Origin of the sequence: Streptomyces sp. BA2, from assembly GCF_009769735.1 — a bacterium.
Classification (GTDB): domain Bacteria; phylum Actinomycetota; class Actinomycetes; order Streptomycetales; family Streptomycetaceae; genus Streptomyces.
Genome location: NZ_WSRO01000001.1, coordinates 1 through 15,432 on the forward strand (window position 1 = coordinate 1; position 15,432 = coordinate 15,432).

The 15,432-nt window shown below is 67.9% G+C and carries 19 protein-coding genes, 1 tRNA gene and 3 pseudogenes; all 23 read left to right on the forward strand.

The window, feature by feature from the left end; genetic code table 11:
* Positions 1–350 (forward strand): hypothetical protein (locus tag E5671_RS45700; RefSeq protein WP_237329954.1); only part of this gene is annotated, 350 nt, incomplete at its 5' end.
* A pseudogene (locus tag E5671_RS47595) lies at positions 347–586 on the forward strand (hypothetical protein); the annotation flags it as partial. The gene E5671_RS45700 and the pseudogene E5671_RS47595, both read left to right, overlap by 4 nt.
* Positions 574–846 (forward strand): Pycsar system effector family protein, encoded by a 273-nt coding sequence (locus E5671_RS46820; RefSeq protein WP_443032530.1) that lies wholly within the window; start codon positions 574–576, stop codon positions 844–846. The pseudogene E5671_RS47595 and the gene E5671_RS46820, both read left to right, overlap by 13 nt.
* Positions 847–1,495: 649 nt before the next feature.
* Positions 1,496–1,867, forward strand: coding sequence for a hypothetical protein (locus tag E5671_RS00015; protein WP_160501794.1), 372 nt, complete (start codon positions 1,496–1,498; stop codon positions 1,865–1,867).
* A 227-nt stretch (positions 1,868–2,094) separates the two neighbouring features.
* A pseudogene (locus E5671_RS47600) lies at positions 2,095–2,184 on the forward strand (hypothetical protein); the annotation flags it as partial.
* 677 nt (positions 2,185–2,861) lie between these two features.
* A complete protein-coding gene (locus tag E5671_RS00025) occupies positions 2,862–3,212 on the forward strand; it encodes a hypothetical protein (RefSeq protein WP_160501795.1) in 351 nt (116 codons plus the stop codon).
* Positions 3,213–3,657: 445 nt separating this feature from the next.
* The gene (locus E5671_RS00030) at positions 3,658–4,863 is read left to right on the forward strand and encodes a DUF932 domain-containing protein (RefSeq protein WP_160501796.1); all 1,206 of its coding nucleotides are present in this window, start codon (positions 3,658–3,660) and stop codon (positions 4,861–4,863) included.
* Positions 4,864–5,167: 304 nt separating this feature from the next.
* Positions 5,168–5,632, forward strand: a complete 465-nt coding sequence (locus E5671_RS00035) for a hypothetical protein (protein ID WP_202120905.1) — start codon at positions 5,168–5,170, stop codon at positions 5,630–5,632.
* 613 nt (positions 5,633–6,245) lie between these two features.
* Positions 6,246–6,452: a hypothetical protein gene (locus E5671_RS00040; RefSeq protein ID WP_237329956.1), complete on the forward strand. Its 207-nt coding sequence runs from the start codon at positions 6,246–6,248 to the stop codon at positions 6,450–6,452.
* A gap of 250 nt (positions 6,453–6,702) precedes the next feature.
* Positions 6,703–6,885: a hypothetical protein gene (locus tag E5671_RS45705; RefSeq protein ID WP_237329957.1), complete on the forward strand. Its 183-nt coding sequence runs from the start codon at positions 6,703–6,705 to the stop codon at positions 6,883–6,885.
* Between the two features lie 207 nt (positions 6,886–7,092).
* Positions 7,093–7,281, forward strand: a complete 189-nt coding sequence (locus E5671_RS45710) for a hypothetical protein (protein ID WP_237329958.1) — start codon at positions 7,093–7,095, stop codon at positions 7,279–7,281.
* 43 nt (positions 7,282–7,324) lie between these two features.
* Positions 7,325–7,447, forward strand: a complete 123-nt coding sequence (locus tag E5671_RS46825; RefSeq protein WP_272902793.1) for a hypothetical protein — start codon at positions 7,325–7,327, stop codon at positions 7,445–7,447.
* Positions 7,448–7,867: 420 nt separating this feature from the next.
* Positions 7,868–7,941: transfer RNA gene (locus tag E5671_RS00055), tRNA-Ile, on the forward strand.
* Between the two features lie 41 nt (positions 7,942–7,982).
* Positions 7,983–8,927, forward strand: a complete 945-nt coding sequence (locus E5671_RS00060) for a hypothetical protein (protein WP_160501797.1) — start codon at positions 7,983–7,985, stop codon at positions 8,925–8,927.
* 153 nt (positions 8,928–9,080) lie between these two features.
* Positions 9,081–9,425 (forward strand): hypothetical protein, encoded by a 345-nt coding sequence (locus E5671_RS00065; protein WP_160501798.1) that lies wholly within the window; start codon positions 9,081–9,083, stop codon positions 9,423–9,425.
* A 62-nt stretch (positions 9,426–9,487) separates the two neighbouring features.
* Positions 9,488–9,727 (forward strand): hypothetical protein, encoded by a 240-nt coding sequence (locus E5671_RS00070; protein ID WP_160501799.1) that lies wholly within the window; start codon positions 9,488–9,490, stop codon positions 9,725–9,727.
* 59 nt (positions 9,728–9,786) lie between these two features.
* Positions 9,787–10,038, forward strand: coding sequence for a hypothetical protein (locus E5671_RS45715; RefSeq protein ID WP_237329959.1), 252 nt, complete (start codon positions 9,787–9,789; stop codon positions 10,036–10,038).
* A 758-nt stretch (positions 10,039–10,796) separates the two neighbouring features.
* Positions 10,797–11,186 carry a ParB N-terminal domain-containing protein gene (locus E5671_RS45720; RefSeq protein WP_237329960.1) on the forward strand — a complete coding sequence of 130 codons (390 nt, stop codon included), beginning with the start codon at positions 10,797–10,799 and terminating at the stop codon, positions 11,184–11,186.
* Positions 11,183–12,268 (forward strand): hypothetical protein, encoded by a 1,086-nt coding sequence (locus E5671_RS00080; RefSeq protein WP_237329961.1) that lies wholly within the window; start codon positions 11,183–11,185, stop codon positions 12,266–12,268. Before E5671_RS45720 ends, E5671_RS00080 begins: the two co-directional genes overlap by 4 nt.
* Positions 12,269–12,462: 194 nt before the next feature.
* The gene (locus tag E5671_RS00085) at positions 12,463–13,074 is read left to right on the forward strand and encodes a cell envelope biogenesis protein OmpA (RefSeq protein ID WP_202120906.1); all 612 of its coding nucleotides are present in this window, start codon (positions 12,463–12,465) and stop codon (positions 13,072–13,074) included.
* Between the two features lie 29 nt (positions 13,075–13,103).
* Positions 13,104–13,850 carry a hypothetical protein gene (locus tag E5671_RS00090; RefSeq protein WP_160501800.1) on the forward strand — a complete coding sequence of 249 codons (747 nt, stop codon included), beginning with the start codon at positions 13,104–13,106 and terminating at the stop codon, positions 13,848–13,850.
* A 112-nt stretch (positions 13,851–13,962) separates the two neighbouring features.
* Positions 13,963–14,658 carry a single-stranded DNA-binding protein gene (locus E5671_RS00095; protein WP_160501801.1) on the forward strand — a complete coding sequence of 232 codons (696 nt, stop codon included), beginning with the start codon at positions 13,963–13,965 and terminating at the stop codon, positions 14,656–14,658.
* A 19-nt stretch (positions 14,659–14,677) separates the two neighbouring features.
* Positions 14,678–15,391, forward strand: a pseudogene (locus tag E5671_RS00100) (transposase); the annotation flags it as partial.
* Positions 15,392–15,432: the final 41 nt, after the last annotated feature.

Sequence of the window (15,432 nt, forward strand, 5' to 3'; positions counted from 1 at the left end):
CCAGAGTGGAGGCGAACCTGTCCTCCATCAAGAGCAAGGGCTTCGAAATCAAGCACTGCGTCGGATCGACACAGGTACCGCCCTCGTCGTCCGCGGCGGCGGGTGCGAGGCAGCAACGACCCTTCGTGATCCATCGGTCGAGCACCCAACGTTGCCCCGCCAAGCTCAGCGACATTAGAAACGGCAACTACCGTACGTACGTCACAGAAGCTGTCTTCAAAAAGATCGCCGAGCACACGAAGTACAGCAGCGGCGACGACAAGCGCCTCATGTGGGAAGGCCCCTACACCCGCGAGGTCGGCGGCGAAACCATCACCATCTACAAGTCCTCCTGGTGGTCGAAGCCGTGACTGCCCAAGACCCGCGCGACACCGCATGGCGAATCCACCAGGCACTTGGTGAATGGACAGCACGGGTCGACGCCAAAGCATCTTTCGCACTCACCCTGGAGTCAGCCACCCTCGCTGGCATCGTTGCGCTCTCCAGCAAAGGCCACCTTTTCGACAACCTCACCGGCCTCCGCGTACGCGCACCGCTGTGGGCGGGCATCTTCCTCATCATGGCCGGCGCCCTGTGCGCAATCACCGTCGTCGCCCCCCGTCTACGCAGCCGAAAGCAGCTACAAGCCGAAGCACCCAACAACTTCATCTACTTCGGCACCTGCAGTTCTGGGAACCGACAGCCCTCACCCAGAAGCTCGAACAACAGGACATGCTGCCAATCCTCAGCAACCAGCTCATCAACATGAGCAAGATCGCCTGGAAGAAGCACCGCCACGTCCAGCTCTCCTTCATCCTCGCCGGCCTCGGCGGGACCCTCGTTCTCATCGCCGGCTACATCGCCTAACTCCCCCACGAGGCCACAGGCATCGCACGTCACTGTCCAGCGACAATGCACGTCAATGACACCGCACAGGCCGCATCAAAATGTCACCACCAGCGAGCAGGAACCACCTCACCAGCAATAACACAGCCAACACTCCCGCCAACAACTGCAGCACCCAGGTGACACCCACACGCGGTGCCGCACCCACCGCTGAACGCCGCTCCCTTCAACAGCGGGCGGAAGGCGGCCATACGCTCCCGTGCGGCCCACGCCCCAACACAGCCCCGCCACAACCCCGAAGAGCCCAGCGGCCCAAGCGCGGAGACCCCATCGACGCGCAACACTCAACAAACCCCACTCCCAATCCCCGAAGCCGCCACGCCGACCGCACCCGCCCACCCTTCATCATCCAACGGGCGCGGGAGCAGGGGCAGCAGAGGGGTTGTCAGCAGGCGTACCAGGCCTGGTTGTTGGGGTGACCTGGAGTGACGCAGGGCCCCGGACTTGGGTCGCGCAACATGCAACGCAACCTCTACCGCAACATTTTGACGCAACACGCAGCGCAATCCGTAGCGCAACGGGGGTTCTAACCGAGCGAGATACACACTATTATTTGAAGTCCTGGGAGGCGACTCCACGAAACCGCAAGGGACCAACGAAGGGGAAAGACGTGGAACTTACGATCACTGACGGAATCGTGCGCGGGGTGCGCGGCGCGGAGGCTCCCATGACCGGGCTTGCAGTTCAGGCCCGCACGATCGCGAACTTCCTGCCCCTGCTGTGCGCGCGAGCAGGGGTGAAGATTGTTCACAACTCCGACCGGAACTACACGGGAATTCGGTTCGAGACCAAGGCCGCCGGTCCGGTCGTGCTGGAAATGCCGACGGGTGAGGAGCCTTACCGTCTGGTTCAGGAATTCATCGAGCCTGACAAGTCGGGGCGCATGGAGGTTGAGTTGCGGCGATTCCCGCAGATCTACAAGCCCCACGGAATCGCACTGGTCACGGCCGAATTCCTCCGGTCGAACGGCTTCCTGAAGTAATCCGTGCGGGGGCGCCCCGATTAGGCCGCCCCTTCCACCCGCCATCGCTGGAAGGAGAAGGGACGCTATGGAGAGCACGCGGATTGCAGAGCAGGCCCAGGAATTCGGAGCCCCGCTCACGGACGCCGAGAAGGAGCAAGCCTGTTACGCACTGCGGGAAATGGCTCGCAGCGAGAGGGACCCGGACGCTCTGAGGGTGTCTCCCGAACAGCTGGACGTGGTCCGGTCGTTCTTCGAGTTGGGTTGGGCCATGGGTGTGCGCACCGGCCACACCGGCCCTGCCATGGCCGATGTTCGATCGACCGGGCGACCGTTGACCGCGCGTTCGTGGAACTGCGCTGTCTGAGCGGGTGGCGAATCAGCTTGCGCTCTCAGTAGCTCGGATCCTTGACCCGCAGGACGCCGGACCGGTCCTGTGGCAGAGGGTCAGGTATCACGGGAGCCTGACACGGCGTCACGGCGTCTACTGGGTACAGGCGATCAAGGCGCAGGCCGGACTGGTGGGAGCGGCTCACGCCGTTCGCTACGACCTGTGCGAGGTGATCGATGGCATACCGGTGCCCGCTGTCAGGGACTACGGCGGCAGAGCCTGACGCCGCTTCCCGAGTTCCGCGCGCCGTCGGCGTAAGTGCGCAGGTCAGGGTGGGTTTACCCACCCCTGAAACACACTATTATTTACGTTGTTCGGGGTGGTGGCCCCGCCCCGGACCCCGCAGAAACCAACGTCGAAGGGGAAGCGACCAATGGCAAAGCAGGGAGCCCGGCAGATGCTGCCGGAGGTACAGAAGTACATCGAGAGCTTTGAAGCGGCCAGGTCGACTCAGGAAGCTGCCGTGGCTGCGGCTGACAAGAATACCCGGAGCGGTACAGCTTCGGCGAGGACGGGCGGCGCCAGGCCAGCGCCTACAGCGAGGAGGTTCAGAAGGCCTACAACACGCGCGCAGATGTCCAGGCGGACGCCTGGGACGCTCTCAAGACCTCCGGGGATCCGCTGGTGAAGTGGATCGCCGAGAACTGCGCCGAATACCGTGAACAGGCTCAGTGCATCCTCGCCGTCCTGCCTGCCACGGTCGAGGAACTTGACGATCTGGCGGACACGAACGAGTGGTGCCCCGTCTGGGACGCCTTCAGGCGGGAGGCGATCGATGCCGGAGTCATGCCGGGCGTCACTCCCCCGAGCCCGGCCAGGAAAGCGGTCTTCGAGCGGATCAACGAGGAAAGCTGCTGCCGCATGGATAGGAGGGTCATGCGGCGCATCGACAAGGCCCTTGACGCCCTGGTCCATGAAGTCCTGACGGGCTCGGGCAGCGCCACGGAAGCGAAGGGCGGGGCGGTCCGGGCATGACCGAGGTGAGCCACAACCCGCCGAAGCCCTAGCACGAGCAACACCGAGCCGCCGTGCCCTGTTTCCTCTCTACGACGGGGCGCGGCCACTCCGGCCAGACTCGCTTTCCGACAGCTCGCCGTCCCGGCGTCCGCGCTCTCTGTCGACGGTGCGGGGCGGCGAGCCGCAGGTCATTCAGCCGAGCCGCGGCGCCAGTGATCGTGACCGAGAGCGCAGCGGCACGAGCGCCCCGGCGTCCAGGGGGAAGCGACGCTCACCGCCCCTGCCCAGCCTGAGCCGGCAGTCAAGCCCACCGCCCCCCATCCGGGAGGGCAGCAGTGCCGACGTACGAAAACCGCCAGCTCAGGGGTGGGTTCACCCATTCCCAAACCACACTATTATTGAAGTTGTTCGGGGGTGGTGGCGCTACCCCCGACACCGCAGAAGCCAACACCGAAGGGGAATCGTGACTATCACCGACGTGAACACCGCGTTCGCTGCCGAGAAGACCGCACAGGTCGAAGCCGTCCGTGAACGAGAGCGCGCCTTCCAGGCCCGTGTGAACCGGGGCGAGATCCGAATGATTGGCACCGACCGCTACGAGGTGCTTACCGGCTGGGACCGGGGCGAGACGTTCACCGTCTCCCGCAACGCCGATGGGCAGATCGAGCAGATCATCGCCAATCACGGACTCGACGAGCAGTCGGACGGCACCATCTCCCTGTACGCGTCGTCTCCTGCCTGGCACGGCCTCGGCCGGATCATCCCCGGCGGCACCACGGACATCGACGAGGTCCTTCGCCTGTCCGGACTCGACTTCGAGGTCACCACGGTGCCCGCTCTGTACGAGTGGCAGGGCGAGACGCGCGAGCACGCTGACCAGCAGCACACCGTTCGCACGGACACCGGCGCCGCCCTCGGCGCAGTCGGCTCCCGGTACACGCCGATTCAGAACCGGGCGGGGTTCGTGTTCCTTCAGGAACTGGTGAGCCGCTATGACGTGGTGTGGGAGTCCGCCGGACTCCTGCGCGGCGGGAAGCGCGTGTTCGTCTCCATCCGCCTCCCGGAGTCGGTCACCGTGGACGCCGACGGCATCAACGACATCGTGGTCCCGTACATCGCCGTCATGAACGACCACTCTGGCAACGGCCAGTTCCAGTGCGTCGTCACCCCGTGGCGTCCTGTCTGCGCCAACACCGAGCGGTTCGCCGTCCGCGATGCCGTCACCCGCTGGGCCGTCCGGCACACCGCAGGAGCCACCAGCCAGATCAAGGAAGCCCGCCGCACCCTGGGTCTCTCCTCCCAGTACTTCGAGCAGTTCGCCGACGAAGAGACTGCACTGGCCCGCACAGACATCGCAGTCGCCGACTTCCACCAGGTGATCGCAGACCTGTGGCCCCTCGACGACGACGCGTCCAAGAGGAAGCAGACCAACCACGCCGCCCGGTTGGACGCCCTCAACGACGTGTTCCGCACCGAGAGCGAACGCGTCGGACGGACCGCCTACGCGGCCGAGCGTGCCATCACCGGCTACCTCGACCACCTCACCCCCAGGCGCCCGCCGAAGTCCATGACCGAGGAAATCGCACGCGCCACGGCCGTACTCGAAGGCGCCGACGACGAGGTCAAGAGCAAGGCCCACCGGCGCCTGCTCCAGCTCCGCACCCGCTGAGCCCCGAGACCGGCAGCCTCAGCTGACAGACCCCCGTGCGGGCCGGGAACTTCCCCGAGCCCGGCCCGCACGGGCCAACTCCTCCAGAGCGCGGAGCGCGCGTTGCCACCCGCTCAGGGAGCACGGAACAGGCCCGCCCCGATCCTGCCGCGCAGTGGCTGCGCGACGCGGCTGTGGAGCAGCCCGCGTCGCGCGGAAGACGCCTGCTGTCCCATGCGGGCAGTGCGGCCGGCCTTCGGTGCTCACCGCCCCCATCCCACCCGACATCCAGTGCTCACCGCGCCGTCCCGGAAGGATCCCCCCTATGCCCGCACGCCCGGACCTCACTCGCCCCGAGGATGCCTCCATAGCTGCCGCCATGAACCGCACCCTGGACGCGCTTGCCGCCCTAGTCCTGGAGCTCGGCGACGGTGAGCACACGATCAACCTCTTGGCCCAGCGGGCCGACGACACCCATGCCCGGGCTCTGGCCGACCTTTCTGTCAACACCGGCCCTCTCCGCATGGCCGTGCTGGATGAAGAGGAGTTCTGCGCCCTACGCATGCTGCTGGTGTTCGCCCTGGAGGGCAGCACCGTGCGCAGCGCGGTCCTGGTCGCCACCACGGCCGCCGAACCCAATCCCCGCGCCTGCGGCTGGACCGTACACGACGGTTGGCTGCGCCCCATGGACACGGCCGACCTCCAGCTTGCCGTCATTCCGTGCCCCGACGTCCCCGCCGTAGAGCGCGAGGTCTACGACGCCCCAGTCCTGCCGCTCCGACACCGGTGAGGAGGACTCCCGTGCCTGACCCGCCCGCCAACACTCCGGCCCAAGGAACCACGGCGACATACCCGCCCAGCCGCCCGTGGGGTATGAGCACTCCCGCCGCGGCCAGGAGGAGATTGCCTCACTGCGCGCCCAGCAGCGTATCTGCACGCGGGACCGCCTCCCGGGCCCTGGTCAGCGCCAACTGGCACCGAACCGCCGCACCGAGGCCGAGGAAGCCGCAGGTCAGGAGTAGGTTCACAAACGATCAAACGACACTAGTATTTGCAGTGGCGGAGTGCTGCAAATGAGTTGTCGAGTACCCGGGCAACCACCCGGGCAGCGATGGCGGCATCCCCGGATTCGCCAGCCGCGAGTGGGCCGCGCGTTTCCTGTATCGCTACCACAAGCCCCAGCCATCCAGCCGAACCTGACAAGCCACCAACCCGTCTCGCGCATCGCGTCTCCCGAGCAGACAGCACGCCGAAAGACATCCGGCTACGCGTACCCACAGACCGCGCAGCAGCCAGAGAGGAACGCACCGCCCCATGGAAACGAGCTTCTACCAGCAACCCGAGCAGCACCCCCACACACCCTTCGACGTCGCACGCGCCTCCCTTGAGTTCCTGGGGGATCAGTGGGGAGCCGTGTCCGGCCCCTGGGGACGACCGGTCACCTGTGCAGCGGCGACCGCGTCCCGTTCACGATCGGTGTCTGCGAGGCCGGGCACCTCTACATCCGTAACGACGCCCAGGGCGACAGCGCCCACCTGCCCTTCACCTCCACCGCCGACCTCCCCGCGATCGGCCAGGCCATCGCCGAAGTCGTCGGCGGCCTGTACTGACCGCCCCCTCCCGCGTCCAGGACCGACGGAAGGGGCCGCGATGCCCGAGGAGTTCTCCTGTACTGCTACCGCCAGCCCCAGCCCTCCGGCCGCACCTGACCGCCTCACGGTCGCCACCTTCCCGCAGAAGGGACCGCGCATTGGCCACCTTCGGTCACATCACCCGCGAGCGCTGCGACCAGTTGGGCCGCACCCTGACGACTACCGGCCTCTCCTGGACAGACAACGGCCTCAAGACAAACCCGAGTTCTTGACCTACACCGCCACCGAGGCCCACGGCCGCAAATGGAGCATCAGCCCGGCCACCAGCAACCAGATCACCCCAGCCCGGCCCGCGAGCATCTGGCAGGCCCAGTGTGCCGAGCCGATGCACCGGACTCCGGTCATGTCCGCACGGGCAATCGTCGCCCACATCCGGGACTTCCCCGCATGACCGGCCCGCTGCGGCCGTGGCACCCCAAGGACTTCGACGACCAATGCGAGACGTGCGGCGCGCCCGCAGGCCAGCCGTGCCGTCCGTCGTGCGACACCGGCTACACCGCCGAGGACGCCCGCCGTGACGCGAAATTCTGCGACCAGGCGCGGGGAACCCCCGCGCCGAGCACGCCAGCCCGCCCTCCGAAGTAGCGAACAGGATTGCATGACACGCGAGTTGACCACCCAGATGCAGTTCGACGCGTTCACCCACGCAGTGGTGCGGGAGTTAGGTAGGCGCTGCCGGGCGGTCGAACTCACCGACTACGAGCGCGGCTTGCGACGGCTCATCATCGACGGCGACGGCCGCGCCCTGCGCCTCTACCAGCCCGACGACCGCCACCCGAACGTCTGAAGATCTACGCCGCGCTGCCATACGAGACCAAGATGACCGCGCCGTGATCGAAGACACGGCCAGCACCACGTACCACGTGGCACGCGAGATCACTCGGCGGCTGCTTCCGCTGCACACTGAGGCCGCGCAGCAGGCCGCCGAACTCGCCGCCCAGCAGAAGGCATAGGAGGGCAACCGCCGCGCCGTCACCAAAACCCTGGCCAGCACACTCCCCGGTGCCCGGATCGAGGAGCAGTACCGGCGCAACCGGATCCTCTAGCAGCACGACACGAGGCCTCCCGACGAGCACGCCCCCTCCAGGTCGACAGTGTCACCGTGCTCGTCGGCTCCTCCGGTGAGGGGGTGCAGGCCGAAGCGTCCGGGCGACCCGGCTCTGTGAATTCCATGCTGACCGCGTGCGGTCCAGGCATCACGGGAGTGAGAAGCGCAGGTTAGGGGTGGGTTCCCCCTGGTTCCTGCCCCGCCTCCGCAGACACTCCCCCGACAGACCTGGCGGCCGAGACGGCCCTCTCAGCCCGGCCCCCGGAGCGAGGCCACGCCCTGCCCGACCAGGCCGAGGGACGCGGCCCTCACAACCGCACACCGAGGTGCTGTAGCTCAGTTGGTAGAGCGCGGATCTTATAAGTCCTGAGGTCGTGGGTTCGAGTCCCACCAGCACTACTCCAACGCCGTTCCACTCACCCACGAGAAAGGCGCGCACCGTGACCCACGCACCCCAGTCACCCCAGCGTCTATCGCGCGCTGCGGGCAACACTGCGCACACCGACCGCGACACCATCCGGCGCGTGCTGTGCCGCGAAGTCGTCGGCACCATCGGCCTGCTCGCCGACGAGCACGACTTCCTGGTCATGCGGGACTATCGCACCTTCACCTTCACTGACTTCGAGACCTATCTGAAAGCATTCGACGACCTACTCAGCAGCCGCGGCACCCAGGGCACCCCCACCGCAGTTGTCCTCTTCGACCCGCAGGACTACGTCGACTTCTGCACCGACACCGGTCTCGACCCCGACAGCCCGTCCAGTCGCGCCCGCTTCACCATGCAACTCGCCACCAAGGGCCCGGCCATCCAGTACGACGGCCAGCCCCTGGCCGACCTGATCCCGACCCTGATCGACGAAGCCGTCCGTCAGGCCACCTGGGAATGCGCGACCACACTCCTGGCCCGGCTCGGATCCTGCGCCTCCTGCGGCGAGGACATCGGCCGAACGGCCTTCGCCCGGGCATCCGGCCTGCTGGCCCGCACCCTCGAGACCGCCCTGCCGGGCAAGCGGCACCTCGTCTGCAGCGTCTCGGCGGCACCGGAAACCCTGGTCGCCGTCCTCCACGCGGACACGGGCCCGGACGGCACGTGCCAGCCCAACGAGGCTGAGGCCCTCGAGTTCACCACCGTTCTGGCCCTCGGTCTGGCGACCCGGAGTCCCGGCGGGCTGGTCATGCGGTGCTCCGCCCCGGGCTCCCCGGACCGGGTGTACGGATGGCGGTTGCGCACGGGTGAGCTCGACCCCCTCACCTCAGGTGAGATCTTCGACGCCTACTGCACCGACGCCGACACCGGCGGCCCTGTCTCCCCGGAACGGGATGTCGACTACTGCGTTCCGCCGGACCTCGGACCGGGCGCCACGCCGTCGGCCCACCGACACTGAAAGACCTCGGCAACAACGCCGACCGGCTGGTCAGACGAGGGTTCACACAAACCCGGCTCACACTATTATAGGTGGTGAGCCGGGAGGCACCCTCACCTCCCCCCTTCCTTCACCAGGTGACGGCCCCTTTCCCCTCCAGCCCCAGGAGTTGCCATGCTGCGAATGCTGCGCCGTGCTCTGCGACCGGCACGTCTCCGCATTCCCGCCCGCCGGTTCGCCGCCAGGATCGCGGAACTGCCGCCCACCGCGCGCGAAGCGCTCGGCACCGACGTCACGACTGGGGAGGCCATCGCCTATAACCGCGTCCGTGTCGCCACCGCGACCGCCGTCGCCCTCTACCGCAGCGGATACGCGCTGCCGATGACCGACTGCGACCTGGACGACGCGGTGCTCGCCCTGGACTTCCCCTACTCGGTCCCAAGCGCGGAGACCCGCGCGTCCATCCGTGCCGCGCTCTCCGTCCTGGACGCCGACTGCACCATCACCGTCACCCGCTGACCCCCATCCGCCCTGATTGTGGGGCCGCCCTCGACCAGGGCGGCTCGCGCGGAAGGAGCCCGGTGTTCCTCGTCGTGCCCGACCCTGCTCACGGACTCGTTGCCGCTCCGCAGTCCTCTGATGACCTCACGCCCGTCACCGAACAATCCCTTGCCGCCCAGGGATTCGCCTGGAACAGCGAGATCGAGGCGTACACCCGCCAGGCCGACCACGACCCCGCGGCCGTGGACGACACCGCCGACAAGCTGCGCGAGCTGGGCCACTACGTCTTCTCCGCCTACAGGCCGCTGCCCAGGAGCTGACCGCCACCCGGCCGGCCTGTGCCGCCGCCTCCCGCCCCTTGCACAGGTGGAGTTCCGCCATGCCCCGACGCCGCAGCCAGTCGCAGCCGTCCGCCCGGTCCGCCGCTACCGAGCTCGACGGACGCCACCAAGTCGTGGACCAGCTCCACGGGTACGCGCTCAGCAGCCACGCCACCACCACGGCCGCCGAGGGCGCGGTACGCGAGCTGACCGCCAACCCGAGGGCCGCGATCGAAGCCGTCGAGGAGCTCGACGCCGCCCAGAGGGGGCCGGCCGCCACCGAGCGCCGCATCCTGCGCTGGTACGGATAGTGGTGTTCAGCCCGGCCGGTCAGCCGTACTACTCCACGCCGGAACGGTACGCCCAGCTGGCGCCCCGCTGGATACGCGATGGCGATGGGCCGTTCCCGACTGCCGACGTCGCCCGCATCGAACGCCCCCGCCCCGCCCTGGAGTTGCTACCCGCCCGCAAGCGCTTTGAGCCGTGCGGGCTGCACGGGATCTCGCTGTTGCGATGCCCGATCTGCGGGCCACGCGAGCGCTTCGGGTGCCAGTGGGGCGAGTGCACCGCCAACCGCGTCACGGCACTGCGAACACTGTGTGCGGACGGCCCCCGGGCGCGCCTTCCCGCTACCGCCCCGCCGAGAGCACACCTGGCCGTAAAGCAACTCTGCCGACGTGCGGGTGCAGTTGTTCACGGTTGGCGACCACGAGCACATCGTTCTCGGAGCGGGCTACGAGCAGCTCGGGACCCAACACGTACCGGGCGGTGCCCTGTCTCCAAGTCAGCGCCGGGTGGGACAACGCCTTGCTTGAGCAGGTGAGGAACCTGAGGCTCACGATCTGGTCGGGTCCGTGCTGGCGCATCGTGTACGAACTGAGCTGAGGCCGGTACTCGTCAGCTGAGACCGCCGTACGGAGCACCCCAGCCACACCCCAAGAAGCCACGCTTGCGCAGGTCAGAGGGCATCTAGCCCTCACCCATAAACACACTATTATTACTTTTGAAGCGAGGGGTCGACGCCCCAACCGCCCCAATTCGCCGAACAGACAAGGAGAAGGAGAGCCCCATGGCCCCAGCCGTCTCGACCCAGCCCATCGAATCCGCCACGCACGAGGACGAAGACGCGCCGCAGATCGTCCTGCTCGAACCGGCGCAGGTGGTGCGTGACGAGCAGAACGCCCGCGAAACCGACACAGAACCGGACGAGGAGCTGATCGCCTCCGTCAAGGAGATCGGCGTCGAGGAGACCATCAGTGTCCGGCCCCGGCACGACGGCACCTACGGCGCTTTCAAGGGCTGGCGGCGCGCACAAGCACTGAAGATCGCCAACGACACCGCCGTACTGGATGGCCGCCCTGTACGCAGAATCAAGGCACACGTGCGGGAAGACCTGGTTGGCAAGGACGGCTGGACCCGGTTCTTGTCCCTGGTCGAGAACAAGCACCGCGAGGGATGAGCGAGCGCGACATCCTGAAGTCGCAGGAGCTGTCCCTGATCGACATGAGCGACATCGAACGACTCCAGGCCACCAGGGCTCTCGGTGTCGGCCGCAACGCAGCCAAGCAGGCCAAGGCAGCGCAGAAGCTCGACGATGCCACCCTTCGCCGGGCAACGGCCGGAGGCATGGACCTGGAGCAGACCGCCCAACTCGCCGAGGTCGAGCACGTGCTGGGCGCAGAGCGCCGTCTGCTGCGAGCGCTGGAGCGCGACCACGAGGAGGGCACCGGCGGGCGCGGCCACTGGGACCAGGAGATGGCACTGCTCAAGGCCGAGCAGGCCGACAACGACGCGCGGACCAAGGCCGAGGACGACCTCAAGACGGCGGACATCCCGCTGCTGGGGCAGCCGGGGTACGGGCACAAGGACACGTCCAAGCCGCTGGCCGAGCTGACCACCGGGCTGGGCAATCCGCTCGCAGAGGACAACCACAAGAACTGCCCCGGTCACAGTGCCCGGCTCGACGACGAGCACCAGCCCGTGTGGCACTGCTCCGACCCGGCCGCGCACGGGCACAAGGTCCGCCCACAGCCGAAGAAGCCCAGGACGCAGGAAGACGAGCGCCGGGCGGAGGAGCGCGGCAAGGTCATCGCCTGCAACCGGGCCTGGAAGGCCGCCGCTGGCCCCCGTCAGGACTTCGTCACCCGACTCGTGCGCCAGAAGGCCCTGCCGGATGCGGCCCGCGTCTTCGCGCTGGAGATCGTGCTCACCCTGCCGTACTTCTACAGCTCCTGGACCGACAAGCACGAATCCGAGACCGTCGCCCGCTTCCTGGGTATCAAGGAGCCCGAGCACGCGGATCTGACGGCAACAGCGATGCAGCTGCCCAGGGCGCGCGTCGTCGGCGCGCTATTCGCGCACGTCGCCGCTGCCTGCGAGTACGACATCCGCGAGCCCAAGACGTGGTCGAGCCTCACCGTGCGGCAGGCCCGCTACCTGCTGCTCCTCGAAGCGCTCGGCCAGGACGACAACGGCAGCTACCGGCTGTCTGAGGTGGAGAACCAGGCGGTCGCCCGTCACCGGCCCCGCACCGCCACCTGACCGAACCCTCCCCGCAAGCCCTGGCTGGGCACGCCCGTGCCCAGCCGGTTCCCCCTGGCGTCACAGAGAGGCGACCCAGCATGAGCCTCACCATGGACGAGGTCGCACCGGCGCCTGCACGAGGCCGCCGACTGCCGCTCCGCCCGCTGGGAAGCGCTCTTGGCCGGAGGTCCGCGATCCGAAGGAACTGCCCCATGCACGCAATACCCCAACGCTGTGCCCACCGGCCTCTGGCGGGCGGACTGGTGGTGCCGTACGTGACGCTGATCCACGACGGCCGCGCGGCCTTCGGTGTCCTCGACGCCGACGAAGCCAGCGCCGCCTTCCTCCGCCGCCTGTGCCAGATCTGCGAACACCCGCTGGACGAACGGTGCTTCCTGCTCGTCCGCCCGGCCGACGTTCTCAAGGGCTGCTCCCCGGAACCGGCGCTGCACCCCGAATGCCTGCCCTATACCGCGGACCACTGCCCGATGCTGAACGGAACCGCCACGCACTACCGCCGCAGCCCCATCCTGGCCAACCACCCAGCCGCACGGCCCTGCACCGATCCCGCCTGCCGATGCCCGCCCCACACCCCGGACGAGGGTCACACCGCCCGCAGCGGCAGCCCCGCCGACCGGTACGAGGCCTGGATGATCCACACCCGGAACTACCAGCTGGTCTGGCCGCCCGGCCGGCCCGATGTGCCCTCCGGCATCACCCTCGACGCGCCCGTCCTGCGCAAACGCGTGCTGCGCACCGCGACCCTCACTCCCGACCAGCAACACCTGATGGACCTCTTGAACGCCCTGATGGACGGGACCTGACCGCCCCGTGCCGAACGGAAGGAAATGCCATGCTGATCAAACCGGACCCCTCCACGGCCGCAGGCAGGGCCATCCTCGACCTGGCCGACCTGATGGACAGACTCCATGAGTGTTCCGGTGAATGGCCGGATTCAGACACCGTCGACATCGTCGCAGGGTGGCTGAACCGCTTCACCTTCGCCGCCCCCGAGGGCCTCACCGCGCAGACAGCCGGCCGGGCCTGGGTGCTGCGCCAGTGGGACCGACACACCGATGACGTGACTCTCTGGTCCGACGAGGCCTCCGCCCTGGCCTCGCTCGCACAGGAAGTACGCAGTTCCTGGGACGATGTGGGGGGCACGGATGGTGTCCCGTACCGGCCTCCGGCCGACGACCAGGCAGTTGTGGGCCTCTACTACGGCCCGGAGAAAATCCGCGGCGACGCAGGCTACACTCTGTACCCCGCCGGCATCTCCCGTCACGTGCGCGCCCCCCTCAGCCTCTGCCCCAGCCTCACGGACGCCGAGTCCTGCGCGGAGGCGAACAGTTCGGCGGTCTTCCACCCGCAGGAGAGCCCCGACGACGAAGGCCTCCCGTGCATCGAGATCGCGGGCATCCTCGTGTTCGCCTACCTGGACGCCGACCTCCGGAAGGCACGGGTATCCGTTCATCTGGACACCACCCACGAGCAGTTCGTGCGCGCCGACGGCACGGTTCCAATCCAGGTGGAGATCGAGGACGCCACGGTGTTCGACAGCCTCGCCCCGCCGACGGCCCTGCCGGAACCGACCGGCTAGAGGACCCTCATCCGGCGCCTCACCCGCCATACCGCACCGGCAGCGGAAACAGCAACAGGGGGTTGACCACCCCCTCCAAGACACACTGTTATTTTGATTGGGAAGTGTTCGCATGGCTCCGTCCGTCACGCACGTGACCGGCACCATCACCGGTGACGTCGAAGTCCGCTTCACCCAAAACGGCATCGCCGTCTGCCGGTTCCGCCTCACCGAGACCCCCTCCCAGTGGGACACCGCCACCCAGAAGTGGCACGACGGGGTCCCCATTCCCTACATCTGCACCGCCTGGCGGGACCTGGCCAGCAACGCCACCGAGTCGCTCGTCGACGGAATCAACGTCATGGTCAAGGGGCGCATCACCGAGATCAGGGACAACTCCATCTACCTAAGCATCGACGACCTCGGCATCAGCCTGCGCAGGCGCATCGCCTACACCGAGACCAGCCTGCCCAGTCCGCTCGCCGCCCGCCCGGTCACCACACCCCCGGCGCCTCAGCCCGCCGCCGCGTCCCGCCCGACCACCGGGCGACCGGCCAGCCCACCGGCCTGGTGGCAGAAGCAAGCCTCCCGCTGGTCCTATCGCGGCTCTTCCATCGCAGCCGCTGACGCCACTCCCCTTTCCCATCAGCCGCTGACCCCTCCCCCCGCCCGCCCCCGCGCGGCACCGGTTCGCTCGCCCCCACGCACACGCCCGGTTGCTGCGCTCCAACCTCGACAGCGACGGCACGGCGGACACCCCCGCCTCTGCCAGCCCAACCCCAAGGAACCTCGGAACGACCAGCGCCTTAGACCGTGTCCTACGTGGTGACCGCTCGTTGGTCCCGGTCATGGGGCGGGGGACGTGGAGTTGGATTGTTCCGGACGGGCTGTGGGAGATCGCGAAGCCGCGGATCCCGCCGTCGAGGGTGCGACCGCAGGGCGGCGGAACGCAGGACACCCCTGATGAGACACTGTTCGCTGTCGTCATCTACGTTCTAGGCTGCGGTTGCGCCTGGCGCCAACTGCCACCCTGCTTCGGCATATCGGAGTCGACCGCTCACCGCAGGCTCCTGGTCTGGTCGAGAGCCGGCGTCTGGGGTGCCGCCTTCATGAAGGCGTGTTGCACCGGCTCGACAATGCCAGGCTCATCGATGCCACCCGCGTTGTCCTCGACACCGCGCATGTCAGGGCCAAACAGGGGGCGAACACGCGGGTCCGAGCCCCCCCGTGCAACCGGGGCAAGCCGGGTTCCAAGATGCACAGCTGGACGCGAGCGGACTGCCCCTGGTCGTCGGCATCTCAGCTGGCAACACCCACGACAGCGAAGGTCTCAAGCCCATCAGCGAGGGTCGCCAAACGAGGCACGACCCTCACCGAAGCCGGTACTTCGAGCCCCAGCGCCTGCGTGCTTGTCGGCGGGATGTTCGTCGCTGTGGTTGGTCACGGCGGGGTCCCGGGATGGGGGTCGTCGGGCTGGGCGGAGGCGATTGGGCCGCAGAGGGCCGAGGCGGCGCCCAGTGCGGTGGTGGTACCGGAGATCAGGCCGAGTGTCAGCGCGATGGTGAACATGGCCAGTGGGTCCCCGATCGCGATCAGTGCGGTC

Coding starts and splice junctions, on each gene's coding strand:
- E5671_RS00035 (WP_202120905.1), top strand. CDS start 5,168: ATGCCCGCACGCCCGGACCTCACTCGCCCCGAGGATGCCTCCATAGCT.
- E5671_RS45710 (WP_237329958.1), top strand. CDS start 7,093: ATGACACGCGAGTTGACCACCCAGATGCAGTTCGACGCGTTCACCCAC.
- E5671_RS00065 (WP_160501798.1), top strand. CDS start 9,081: ATGCTGCGAATGCTGCGCCGTGCTCTGCGACCGGCACGTCTCCGCATT.
- E5671_RS45715 (WP_237329959.1), top strand. CDS start 9,787: ATGCCCCGACGCCGCAGCCAGTCGCAGCCGTCCGCCCGGTCCGCCGCT.
- E5671_RS45720 (WP_237329960.1), top strand. CDS start 10,797: ATGGCCCCAGCCGTCTCGACCCAGCCCATCGAATCCGCCACGCACGAG.
- E5671_RS00080 (WP_237329961.1), top strand. CDS start 11,183: ATGAGCGAGCGCGACATCCTGAAGTCGCAGGAGCTGTCCCTGATCGAC.
- E5671_RS00085 (WP_202120906.1), top strand. CDS start 12,463: ATGCACGCAATACCCCAACGCTGTGCCCACCGGCCTCTGGCGGGCGGA.
- E5671_RS00090 (WP_160501800.1), top strand. CDS start 13,104: ATGCTGATCAAACCGGACCCCTCCACGGCCGCAGGCAGGGCCATCCTC.
- E5671_RS00095 (WP_160501801.1), top strand. CDS start 13,963: ATGGCTCCGTCCGTCACGCACGTGACCGGCACCATCACCGGTGACGTC.